The organism is Pseudoalteromonas holothuriae (genome assembly GCF_945859825.1).
Taxonomy (GTDB): domain Bacteria; phylum Pseudomonadota; class Gammaproteobacteria; order Enterobacterales; family Alteromonadaceae; genus Pseudoalteromonas; species Pseudoalteromonas holothuriae.
The window spans coordinates 13,938-26,690 of the sequence record NZ_CAMAPC010000020.1; the positions used below are offsets into that span (position 1 = coordinate 13,938).

At 39.6% G+C, this 12,753-nt stretch carries 11 protein-coding genes; all 11 read right to left on the bottom strand.

Annotation, left to right across the window (positions count from 1 at the left end):
• Window positions 1-79: 79 nt before the first annotated feature.
• Window positions 80-1,750: a hypothetical protein gene (locus tag OCI93_RS17950; RefSeq protein WP_261626971.1), complete on the bottom strand. Its 1,671-nt coding sequence runs from the start codon at window positions 1,748-1,750 to the stop codon at window positions 80-82.
• A 166-nt stretch (window positions 1,751-1,916) separates the two neighbouring features.
• The gene (locus tag OCI93_RS17955) at window positions 1,917-3,221 is read right to left on the bottom strand and encodes a tetratricopeptide repeat protein (RefSeq protein ID WP_261594915.1); all 1,305 of its coding nucleotides are present in this window, start codon (window positions 3,219-3,221) and stop codon (window positions 1,917-1,919) included.
• Between the two features lie 21 nt (window positions 3,222-3,242).
• Window positions 3,243-3,848: an energy transducer TonB gene (locus OCI93_RS17960; RefSeq protein ID WP_261594914.1), complete on the bottom strand. Its 606-nt coding sequence runs from the start codon at window positions 3,846-3,848 to the stop codon at window positions 3,243-3,245.
• Between the two features lie 8 nt (window positions 3,849-3,856).
• Window positions 3,857-4,267, bottom strand: coding sequence for an ExbD/TolR family protein (locus tag OCI93_RS17965; RefSeq protein WP_070982912.1), 411 nt, complete (start codon window positions 4,265-4,267; stop codon window positions 3,857-3,859).
• A 24-nt stretch (window positions 4,268-4,291) separates the two neighbouring features.
• Window positions 4,292-4,819 carry a MotA/TolQ/ExbB proton channel family protein gene (locus OCI93_RS17970; RefSeq protein WP_261594913.1) on the bottom strand — a complete coding sequence of 176 codons (528 nt, stop codon included), beginning with the start codon at window positions 4,817-4,819 and terminating at the stop codon, window positions 4,292-4,294.
• A gap of 2 nt (window positions 4,820-4,821) precedes the next feature.
• Window positions 4,822-6,189 carry a MotA/TolQ/ExbB proton channel family protein gene (locus OCI93_RS17975; protein WP_261626972.1) on the bottom strand — a complete coding sequence of 456 codons (1,368 nt, stop codon included), beginning with the start codon at window positions 6,187-6,189 and terminating at the stop codon, window positions 4,822-4,824.
• Between the two features lie 10 nt (window positions 6,190-6,199).
• Window positions 6,200-6,952, bottom strand: coding sequence for a DUF3450 domain-containing protein (locus OCI93_RS17980; protein ID WP_261594911.1), 753 nt, complete (start codon window positions 6,950-6,952; stop codon window positions 6,200-6,202).
• A gap of 227 nt (window positions 6,953-7,179) precedes the next feature.
• Complete coding sequence (locus OCI93_RS17985; protein ID WP_261594910.1) at window positions 7,180-9,069, bottom strand: methyl-accepting chemotaxis protein; 1,890 nt, start codon at window positions 9,067-9,069, stop codon at window positions 7,180-7,182.
• Between the two features lie 481 nt (window positions 9,070-9,550).
• A complete protein-coding gene (locus tag OCI93_RS17990; RefSeq protein ID WP_261594908.1) occupies window positions 9,551-10,819 on the bottom strand; it encodes a sugar MFS transporter in 1,269 nt (422 codons plus the stop codon).
• A gap of 253 nt (window positions 10,820-11,072) precedes the next feature.
• Window positions 11,073-11,465: a calcium-binding protein gene (locus OCI93_RS17995; RefSeq protein WP_261594907.1), complete on the bottom strand. Its 393-nt coding sequence runs from the start codon at window positions 11,463-11,465 to the stop codon at window positions 11,073-11,075.
• Between the two features lie 106 nt (window positions 11,466-11,571).
• Window positions 11,572-12,666 carry a hypothetical protein gene (locus OCI93_RS18000; RefSeq protein WP_261626973.1) on the bottom strand — a complete coding sequence of 365 codons (1,095 nt, stop codon included), beginning with the start codon at window positions 12,664-12,666 and terminating at the stop codon, window positions 11,572-11,574.
• Window positions 12,667-12,753 lie beyond the last annotated feature (87 nt).

Below are 12,753 nucleotides of genomic sequence, written 5' to 3' on the forward strand. Positions count from 1 at the left end.
GTAATCCTGCCAAAAATCATAAAAAAGGCGCATTAGCTGCGCCCACTTTGTGATAAACACTTAAAATCTTAATAGATTATTAGTTTGCAATGGCAGCAAGTGATTTTTGTACCCATTTATACCATTCGCTACTAGTATCTGTATCTGACACTGCACCGATGTGATCAACTTGCTCAAAGAAGCTTGCATCTAAACCACTTAGGTCATTCGCTTGGATGGTAACATCTGTAGAGGCTGTGTTAGTTGCAAAGCCATTGGCAGCCAATACACCTTCACCGCTATTCAAAACTAAGCTAGAACCGCTGTTTGCAAACCATTCTGCTTTAGAACCACCGCTCACAAAATTCTCACCCACTTTAAAGTTATTAACACATGCAAGAACTGAATTGTTGAACATCAACTTGCCTGCAACCGCTTTTTCTTCTGCACTTTCTTTTTTGAACTCTATGCAATCAGTACCATTATCACCTTGCGCTTTAACAAATAAAGCGTTGTAGTACATACCTTCAATTGCATCATCAAATTTAGCAGCTTGAGATGAACTGTTATCACGAATTGATTTACCATCAGTTGTTACTACGGTCACATTTGCAATAATTGGGTTTGATGCAGGTACTTCTGAGTATTCATCACCCTTACCTTTTTGACCATCAGTTTCAAAACCGTTGTTACCCATGAAGCCTTCTGAACCTGCTGGGATTGTTTTTTCTTCACCTTCGTCAAAATAAGTAACTGCTTTCTTTGTTGTTACTGTACCGTGTTTCACGAAGATAAACTGTGCATTACCTTGCCAACCTGCATCAATATCGATTGCATCATCTTGTGTATCTGTTACTACGATATGTTTGATGTTTGCAGCACCACCGAAGAACTCGATACCGTCATCAAAACCTTGGTGAACATGAAGGTAATCGAACGTAGAACCTGAACCAACACCATTAAGTGTTAGTGAGTTCAAGTCATCACCGTCACCGCCTTCACGCGGACCTGAACCTGCATACCAAATATTAGCAAACTTGATGTTACCACTGCTGTCTGCGTTATTTTTACCACCAAAGTGACTTATGATACCTTCTGCTTCTGCGTTACAAGTGTTAGCTGCACGCTCTGCATTTGTACACTGGTTGGTTAAACCAAAGCCATTGATGATGATGCCACCCCAGTCTGCAAATTGAGCACCAGTCTCTGCAATATCAAACTCAGAATAAACGTTTGCTGATGTGAATGTAATTGGTGCTTGTGCAGTACCAATAGCATTTATTTTAGCACCACGGCCAATACGAACAATTGCTTCACCAGATTTAAAAGCAAGGGTTGCACCTGCTTCTATGTTTAAAGTTGGGCCATTTGCTTCAACGGTACAGCCTGAAGTTGTTTTACAGTCTTTACCCATTTGGATTGCGCCATCAAAAACATGTGCGCCGTTATCAGCAAGCGCTGCAAAGGTAATATCTTCTTCAATTTCTAATGTCTTACCAGCAAAGTCAGTACCATATACACAATGAGGAGCTTCAAATGCGCCTTGAACCTCGTTACCTGCAACAGTACGTGCAGTACACGGATTAACTGTCACTGGCGGTTCAACAGGAGTTGTTGGGTCAGTAGGTGTTGTAGGGTTAGTCGTTGTGTTATTTGAGTTAGTAACACTACTATCGTTTACTGTAGGTGTTACTTTAATGTCACCACCACAACCGGCTAGTACTAATGCAGAAGCTACAAGGCTTACTTTGAATAACCCAGAAAGTTTCATTTTTATCTCCAAAATATATAATAATTATAAGTGCATAAAAAGCTTGGACATAAAGTAACTTGACTGTATTACAAATGGGTTACACTTTATAGAAACAAAAATGACAATTTAGTTTTTAGAAATAAAAAAACCGCCCGAAGGCGGCTTTGGTGTTGCGATTATAAATTTATAAAAGAGCTTGTTTTAACGTTTCCACGTGGAGCTTTTCTTTCTTGACGTACTTAATCCATTGTTTTGCTAAGTTAGCTGACTTCTTATGCTTTTCTGCTTGCTCAAACGCTAGTATAGATGCATCAAAATTTTGTAGGTTATATTGAGCCATACCAAGTGCAACATACGCATTTGATTCAAAAGTTAGCTCACCTTTATCTAATGCAGAACGCGCTGCATCTGCCGCTTCATCAAACTTCTCTAAATTGATATAAAGCTCGGCAAGTCGCTGATCATAATTACCATGCTCAACCAGCTCACTGGCATTCGCAAAGTAAGAAATTGCCCGATTATCTTCTTTGGCTTGCACTAAGGACTCGGCAATAAACGCTTGGTTTTTTGCATTATTTTCTATAACACCTTGCTCTAAACCACGTTCCATAATTTTGGCCGCTTTATAAGATAAGCCGTTATACATATAAACTTGTGCAAGTTGTTTAAGCTCTGAGCGTGACTTAACAAAGCCTTGTTGATCTGCCGCTTCAAATATAGCTAATTGCTTTTTCTCATCACCAATCTCACCATACATACCAGCAAGTTGAACCCAATAATTCGGCTTATTAAATAACTTCACCATTTTTTCTAATGTTTCAGTTACTTCTTTTGGTTTATTCAGTGAATAATACAGTGCGCGCTGTAAAACCAACCAGTTCTCTTTTGGTATTTTACCATCAGATTCGGCCAGATTAATCGCAGTGTTAATATATTTTAACGCTTGTGAATAATCTTTTATCTGATAATTTGCTTGTGCGCGTAATACATAGTAACTATCTGGAATAACTTTGGTGTTTATTGCATCCCAGCTATCTAGATATTCATTTACTTTATCGTATTGGGAGTTCGCCATTGCCAACTGCGCTAAACTAAATGTAGTAGATAAACGTAACGATTCCGGAATACCTTCTTCAGCTACCACTTTTTCAAATGAAGCAATGGCTTTATCAAGCTGATTCTCATTGTAATAGATAAAGCCATAGAAATTATGCATCATGGCAATTTCATATGAGTTCATACTTGATGAACGCTCGTTAATACTATCTAACGCTTCCAAACCTGCTTGAACATCGCCATCATCAGCAAGTTTTTGTGCGCGAGCCAGCTGGCTATATACTTTTTCTCTAAGCGCTGGAACGCGCTTCGTTTTAGTTTCAGCCTGTGCCGTATTTATATCTACAAATGGCGCAAGCGACACCAATGATGGCGCTGCAGATCCCGCTATGAATAACGCACTGTAAATGGCTAATTGTTTAATATTTTTCATAATCGCACCTTAACAACCTCATTACCCGTTTATTTGGAATGAAATCTTATTTTGTACACCTGCAACTTCTACTGCCTCACCATTGACCACTCGAGGCTTGTATTTAAATTTCAACGCTGCATCTAACGCTGCACGGTCAAAAATAGACTCTGGTTGAGCCGTTACTACTTTTGGATCTTTTACCGTGCCTTGCTTTGTTACTACAAACTCAACGATCACGTAGCCTTCAATACCGCGAGATAACGCACGACGTGGATAAACTGGGGCTACCTTTACAATCGGTAAATATTCACCATCGCTTGATTCAAGTGCAAGGCCACCGGCCAAATCAACGTCAGCTTCAACATTGGCGCTAAAATCAAAATCAGCCCCTGCAGCATCCAAATCGTTGCTTTGCATTTGCGGCGCATCCATCGGTGGAGGTGGCTCTTTTGGTGTTGGTGGTTTTTGCGGCTTACGTTCTTTCTTTTGTACCGTTTCTTCTTTTTTCAAACGGACAAAATCCAGCACGTTTCCTTTAACAGGATCTGTCATTGCTCCCTCTCCGCCTTGGATAAGCGCTTGCATACCCAAGAACAAAAAGAAGGTAACAACACCTGCAATCACCAGTGCTATTAAATAACGCATATTGCTACCTATGATTCCTGTGCGGCAATTGACACATCAAACGCACCAGCAGCACGAGACGCATCCATTACTTTAATTAACATTTCCGTAGTCGCTTTTTTATCAGCTTGAATGACCACACTACCTTGTGGATTTTCAGCTTTTAAACGCTCAATATTAGCTTGAACAGCGCGCACATCTACTTGGCGTTTGTTGATCCAGATCTCACCTTTATCTGAAATCGCTACCAATATATTGGCACGTTGTTTTTTCACGGCTGTTGCAGCTTCTGGGCGGTTCACATCTATCCCAGCTTCTTTGACAAATGATGCCGTTACGATGAAGAAAATAAGCATGATAAATACCACGTCCAACATTGGGGTCATGTTAATTTCTTCGGCTTCTTCTTCTTGAAACACTTTTGCTAAAGGGGCTCTCATAATTCTTTCCTCTGGTTAATCGACTTAGTGGTCAAGTAACAATTTGTCTTCTAACAACTCAACTTCACGCTTTGCTTTACGTTGCAAGTAAGTTGATGCAAATACGCCTGATAATGCGCCTACCATTCCAGCCATCGTTGGAATAGTGGCCTTTGACACACCCGATGCCATCGAACGTGCGCTACCAGTCCCTGTGATTGCCATAACATCAAAAACTTCAATCATGCCTGTTACTGTACCTAGCAGACCAAGCAATGGACACAAAGCAACCATGACATTGATATAAGGTAAGTTTGCATTTAATCGGATACCTGCTCGCGATATCTGCGCTTGACGAATTTGCTCAGCATTCCAGCTGTTTCGTTCTTCTCTTGCTTTCCAAGCTGTTAAAAGCTCATTTTTGTATGTGCGGTATTTACCAAACACAAACATAAAGCGTTCTAAAATAAGCAACCACATGGCGAAGATGATTAGTCCGATGACCAGGAGAACCTGGCCACCCGTATCTAAAAACTCTCGTAGCGCATTGATTGCTTCAATCAATAGGACCACGATTACGCTCCTTTTTCGCTTCGCTCAGCAATGATGCCCGCACTTTGCTCTTGTAAAATCAGCAGCAAGTTACGTGAACGTGTATTAAGTATTGTGTATAAGAACACGGTAGGAATTGCGACCACTAAGCCTAGAACAGTCGTTACAAGTGCTTGAGATATACCACCAGCCATAAGTTTAGGGTCGCCAGTACCAAACAAGGTAATTGCTTGGAAAGTGTTAATCATACCGGTAACTGTGCCTAGTAAACCTAATAACGGTGCAACGACAGAGATAATTTTAATCAGTGTAAGGTTTCGGGTAATTTTTGGCATTTCTCTTAAAATAGCTTCACTTAATTTAAGCTCTAATGTGTCATAAGCTACATTAGGGTATTGATCTTTAACCTTCATTACTCGGCCAAGCGGATTGTCATCACGTGCCGTGCTGTCTTTAAGCTGGCGATTGATTTTTGTACCCATAATCATAAGAGAAATAAAACGCTCTAGCGCGATAAGCAAAGCTAATACACCAACGCCTAGAATGACATAACCTACTGCACCACCTTGGTGAACTTGCTCTTCAGTATTAGGTGCTTGAACTAATAAGCCTAAAATTGAACCGCCGGTTGGGTCAAGGGCAAAATCAACCACACCACTATTGGCATTTTGTAAATCTGCAGCTGTTTCAGTAAAGCGAGACACAGGCTGACGCGTAAGCTCTGATAATGTACTTGTCACAGGGTTATAAGTTAAGTATTTACCGTCTGAGATTAAGTTAAATGCACCCACTCGAACAACTTCTTTATTCGCTTTTTGGCCACCAGCAACAATTACTTCGCTATTAAAACGCGTTACCTTACCTTGCTCGGTCATTTCGCGTTGAAGCTCATACCACACTTTTTCGATGTCTTCGATTGACGCTAGACGAGATGTTGAGCCCATCTTTTTCGCCATTTCATCCATGAAGTCACTGCGACCAGGGATTTGCGCAGATACCACTGACGTTTGAAATTTTGTACTTGAATCACCAGCAACTTGCTGTAATACACCAAATAGTTCTTTAAGTGAGCCCATACGTTTGGACAACGTATCAGTTAGGTTTTGAAGTTTAATTTCATTTTCTTCAAACTGAGTTTCAAAACGCTCAGAACGAGATAGTTCTGAATTACGCTTTTGCGTTAACTCATTTAACTTTGCAACCTGTTGGTCTTGCTTAGCCATAAAATCAGCTTCACGAGTACTGTTTTGCTGATTCTGTGAAGCTTGACCTTGCTCTAATGTTTTTAATAATGAGTCTAAGTCTAACGCTTGCTCAGCCATTGCTGATACAGATAGCGTTAATGTTGCAGCCAAGATGGCTTTTTGACTAAATTGCTTAATAAATTTCATCTTGAACCTCTTACTCTGACGCGTGAACTGGAAGCGTTAACATATCTGGGGCTAGTTGCTTGCGAGCAATTCGAAGACCCTTATTGATCTGACTGATACTGGTATCATCTAGTGCAACAAACTGCTTGGTATCTTGGTCCCAACTACCCGCTAAAGAACCATCTTTAGTCACGTATAGAAGCTCCATACGACCAATACGTAAAAAATCCACCTCACGCTCTTGGCCATCAATATCAATTAATGCGGTATATGCTTCAATAGTGCGCCCGTAATCAACTTCTACTTGATAAGCTTCTAGCACACGACGGAACTTTTCACTTGATGTTACATCTGCACGTTCCATCATTGTTTTTAAAGTCGTTAGACGTTCACTACGCTCTTTTGGTAAAAATGGAATATCTAATGACACAAACTGCTCTAAACCCGTGATCATTCTTAGCATTAAAGGCGTGATCTGGCGTTCGATAACTGATACTTGATCCATTGATGCATTGATTGCATTCATTTCATCAAGTTGATTTTTAATTTGCTTGTCTAATTGCGCGTTATAAACGGCTAAACCATCTATCTCTTTATTGAGCGTTTTAAACTTCTGTAAGCGAGACTGCATTGAGTCTGCTATTGAATCGATTTTTGTTTGAGATTTTTGTGCAGATTCATTAATTGCACTACTTTTGTCGATGACTTTATTTAAGTCAGTGGCTTGGACGCTGGTCGCAGTTGCAAGCAAACCTGCTAACAACAGGGGGTTAACGCACTTCATCGCATACACCTTAAGTTTCGCTAGTAATTAAATTGGGTGCAGTTTAAGGGGATTTAATGACAAACGTGTTGCGTAAAAAATACAAAAAGATGACAGCTGTAATAAAAGGTACTTCAATTCCTTTGAACCCGCTTTATTCGCGGGTTTGCAACAATGTAGTTATTTTGAAAACAAAAAGCCAGCACCTATAAATGGCTGGCTTTGTGGTTGTTTATAGAACAAAAAGGTTAAACTTTAAACTTCATCACCATTTTTTCTAACTCATCAAACTGAGCTTGCAGTTGTTTGCATTCACCTAGAGTCGCATTTAAGTTTTCTGACCCTTGAACGGACAAGTCGCTAATATGATGTATATCACTATCTAATGATTGAATAACAGTGTTTTGTTCTTGCGTTGCGCTTGCAACAGCATGGTTAACGCCATCTATCGAATCAATGGCATTACTTACCTCATGCATTTTCTCACCCGCTTGTGTGGCTTGTGATGCGCTTTTCGCAGAGTCTTCAAGTGATGATTTCATTACTGCAACGGCAGATGACGAACCTTGCTGCAATTCAATAATCGTATTTTCAATTTCTTGCGTTGACTCTTGGGTACGTTGAGCAAGCTGTCTTACTTCATCAGCAACAACTGCAAACCCTCTGCCAGCTTCACCAGCTCGAGCAGCTTCAATGGCTGCATTGAGCGCTAATAGATTTGTTTGCTCACTGACGCCTTTGATAACCTCAAGCACTTGCCCGATACTTGCTGAGTGCTTATCCAAGCTATCAACTGTTGATTGTGCTTGCACCATTTTATCGCTCAAAGAAGCAATTTCTGCAATATTAGCATTTAAAGCAGCTTGGCTATCTGCACTCAACTTATTAACCTCACTCGCAAGCTCAGACGCATGGCCCGCATTATTTGAAATTTCTACGGCACTTGAAGATAACTCATTAATTGCCGTTGCAACATTATCAGTACGCTTAGTCTGATCGCTATACATACTTAAGGTAGACTGAGTTTGAGCGATTAAGCTTTCTACTGAGTGCTCTAGTGAAATTGTTGTATCTCTTACTTGTGCAATTGAGTCGTGAATTTTCTCGATAAACAAATTGAAATAATTTGACAGTTCACCAAACTCATCCTCATTCTCAACATGCAAGCGGCGTGTTAAGTCACCTTCACCTTGGGCTATATCTTTTATCGCTTCATTGAGCTGCTCTACAGGTTTCATTAAATATGCGAGTAAGAATTTCAACATAAGTATGATCACAATCACACCCAAAAACATATATATCGCAGCCATATTTCTAAAGGAAGACACCGAAGAATAAGCAATCTCTTTATTGATCACCACACCTAAGTACCAATCAACATTTTTAATTCCTGCCATTTTTACAAATGAGATCAGACGTTCGCTCCCATCTATTTCCTCTTCTATAAACTCACTTTGAAGTGGTAAGTGTTTACCAAATAAATCTGACATGGGTTTATCGTTAAGTTTGGTATTAGGGTGAGACAAAATACGACCTTCTGCATCGAGTAAAAAGCCATAACCGTAACCCAAGAAATCAATTTCATTAATAATATCGGTGATGATAGCCATATCAATATCACCACCAGCAACACCCAAAAACTCACTGCCATTGGTCACTGGCACAACGGCAGAAATAGTCAGCTCATTGGTCGTAACATCAATATACGGATTGGTGAATGCCGTGCCGTTTTTCTCTTTTGCTAGTTGATACCAAGGCCTTGTGGTTGCATCATAATCCGGTGGCAACACAATATTTGGGTCATCTAAAATAAAGTCGCCTTCACGCATACCAATATAAACATTTTTAAAATCTCCTGCCGCATCAGCGGTCGATAAACGTCTTAATATTTGTTCACGTGAATCTGATGAACGATGCCCCAGAGCGACAGAGCTAACAATATCTAGCCTATCATTAAGCCAATTTGCGATATTCTGAGAGACAGATTCGGAAATTTCCTGTAGTACAAGGGTAAGCTGTTGCTGGGTTTGGCTACGCATCACAATAAAATTATTGACGGTAAATAACCCTAAGACCATCACTAACACCAACGATGCTGCAATGGTAACTTTAGTTGTGAACTTAAACGATTTAAACATTATGAGCCTATTATTATAAATTTTACGCGCGAACCCGTTGCCACTGTGTTGCAAACAACGTCTGATCAAATCAGGCTTTATTCATATGTAACAAAATTAAACTGGTTTGTCTTATCGTATCGGTCAGTATCTGAGATTTTTTAGCAAAATTAATTAAATCATGTACATTTGCTTTAAAAATAGACGATTCTTCGCTGCTAATGCGATAACTAACCACAGTATAGGCTGAAAAAACAAAATTTATCCAACCCAGTTTTTCGTATCAACCGCAGTGTATTATGCATGCCTTGGTGAACAATAAAAGCTGCACTTTATCGATGTAACTTTCTATGACCTATTAATAACAATAAAATGGAACGTTCCATCTATTTAATCACATAGACACGATGAATACGTATTCATCGTGTCTAAAAAGTTGGTATAAGCGATAAAAAAGGCAAGCGGGTGCTTGCCTTATAATATTTATAACTCAAAAGTGACGTTATTTGACTTTGGTTTGCCACATATTTGCCCACTTGGTCACATGCAAACCATACCAAGCGATGTAGACATAACACACTAATGGAACAATAAAGCTAATTTGAATATTCAACGAATCAGCAAATACACCTTGCATGAGTGGCACTATTGCCCCACCAACAATTGCTAAGCAAAGCCAACCAGATCCTTTACTTGTCAATGAGCCAAGCCCTTCAATTGCAACTGAGAAAATGGTTGGAAACATGATAGAATTAAATAAGCCAATCGCTAATACGGCCCACATAGCAAGATTACCATCAGTAGACATAGTCATGGTCAAAAGTGCAATGATGCACACTGCATTAAATGTTACCGCTCTAGAAGGTGCAACTTTTTGTAATACAACAGAGCCTATAAATCGTCCTATCATTGCACCGCCCCAATAATAACTAATTAACTTAGCTGCTGCGTGCTCTTCAAGTCCTGCGATATTAGGCTGTGCAAAATAGTTCACCAAAAAACTACCGATCGCAACTTCAGCACCCACATAACAAAATATTGCACCGACACCCATAACCAAATGCGGTGCTTCAAACAAGCTATGCGACTTGGCTTTACAATCGTCTTCTTGAGTATGAGATTCAATCGTTGGTAATTTCAAAAATGCGAACACGATAGCTATAGTTAGTAAAGCAGCAGCAAGCATTAAATAGGGTATTTTCACTGACTCTGCACCAGCTTGTGCTGCCATAGCGCCTGCTGAGCCAAAAAACAGTAAACCTCCAACATAAGGGCCTACTGTTGTACCTAACGAGTTTAGTGCCTGAGCCAAGTTCAGCCGACTTGATGCTGTTTTAACTGGGCCCAGTGCTGCTACATAAGGATTTGCAGACACTTGTAACACCGTGATACCAGAGGCCAATACAAATAGTGCACCTAAAAATAGCCAGTATTCATGTACTACCACAGCTGGATAAAACAACATGCACCCTATCGAGGCAACAACTAAACCAATTAACACGCCATTTTTATAGCCTAATTTTTTAACCAATGCACCAGCGGGCAAAGAAACAATAAAGTAGGCACTGAAGAAGCAAAACTGGATCATCATTGCTTCAGTATAATTTAAATCAAATACGCCTTTAAGTCTGGGTATCAGTACATCATTCAAGACTGTAATAAAGCCCCAAAGAAAAAATAAGGTGGTCATTGCACTGAGCGGTAACAAGTAGTTTTTGTTTTCGTTATTACCTTGCACAGCAAAACTCTGTTGCGTGTTTATATCACTCACATGTAAAACTCCAATTGTAGGGATATCTAGATTCTACACGTTGGAAGAATAAAATCACCGCCACAACCTAGGAACGTTCCAAATTTTTTTCAATATAGATATTCAACATTATCAGTTACTTAGTTGGTGATATAAATTAAAGCTGTTGTGAGGAAGTGTTCATGAAAAATAACCTCCACTCACATGTAGAGGTTAGGCGTTGGTGATTTTATTGACTGCCAATATGCAGTCAAAATAAATTAAAACCTAGAAATTATGGCTTGCTTTCACACGAGTTGAAGTACGGCGCATCACTAATATTGTAACAAGTATCAAAACCAGAACCGCCATACAAATTATCGTTAGTCCATGAGCCGTCAGTTCTGCCACCACTTAAAATATCATCCCCGGCACCACCAAATAAAGTATCTGAGCCTTCACCACCTATCAGCGTGTCATTTCCGTTGCTACCATAAACAGTATCCCAGCCTTTATCTGCAAACACTTTGTCATTACCTGCATAGGCATAGATAGTGTCATTGCCCGTGCTGCCATGTAGATAGTCATCTCCATTAGTGCCATAGATGGTTTGAGCTTGAGCTGAGTGTGCAAATACCGCCGAAATAATGGCTATACCAGCGAACGTAGATAGTTTATTTAACTTCATTCTTTTCTTTCCTTATTTAAATGAATTTATTAATATATAGTACTGATTTTATTTGAAAGTTAACTTTCAAATTCTGTGTGGCATGAGCTGCTTCAAACAACCCAAATTAATCCACTAAATTATTCAACTGAGCTTTTTTCAGTCTTAAATTTTTCTGCTCAAGCGGTGTCAATGAGTAAGAGCCCAATGCGCTTAAAGCATGTGAACGTACAGCTTTTGGCTCATTTTGATTATTGACGACTTGCCATAAAACCGAACGATTTTTTTGAGACTTAAAACTACTTTCTGCTATTGACATAATCGCTCTAGCTCTTGTATTTACATCGTTATCGAGTAATGCAACTTGCCTTACAATATCCATGTCTTGATCATTTGTAGCCCATAGGGCTACTTGATAGACCCCGTGGCGTCGCACATCATGGTTTGGCGATTTAACGACATTAGACAATGTGCTTTGCACCCGGGCATAATCCTCAGCTGAACTTGGAGCAGGTTTCAGCGCCATCAATGAAAACTGCTGCATGTCAGCACTGTACTCACTATTTGAGTCTATATGTGCTAAAAGTCTATCGCGCGTTTCACCGTCAACTTTAGTCATATTTGCAACCAGCATCATTCCCGCTGTTCTAGAGTCTTCATTGTTAGAAATATCTAAGGCAAGATCTAATGCAGCCTGCTGAGCTAGTGGATGTTCTGTTGCTGATAACACTGCACTCATTTCTCTACCAAGCAAACTATTTGGTGAAACAAGAAATTCTTCTATTACTGTAGAGATGAGATCTGGGTTTTCTTGAAGTGCTATTTGAATTTTTGTTCGTAAGTGTCGATATGCATTGCTCGGTCCAACAATGGCATGATTCAATGTACTAGGGTTAGCAGCTATATCATCTTTTAACTGTGCTAAGGAGCTACTTAAACGTTCTGTCGCACTAATCGGTTCAATACGCTCTGGCTGCTCTGTTTTTTTAGGCTCAGGCAACGCACGAGATATGCTAGTAATCGCTTTTTTACTATCATCTTCTTGAGCAGATGCAGCAAAATCAGATGTTGCTAATCGACTATCGTGTATATGACCTAAAGGCTGTGAATTTTTCTCAATTGAAGTGTTCAGTTTAATTAGTACATAAAACAATATTGATATAATAATAAAAGCAAGAATAAATTTAGACTTACTTGGTAAACGTCCTTTATATTTAATCACAATAGTATCCTTTATTGGTACAGAGCTGAAATTTAAAGAACGTTAGTTGCATTTGAATGACAGAAAAATGAAATATGTTTTACCAAT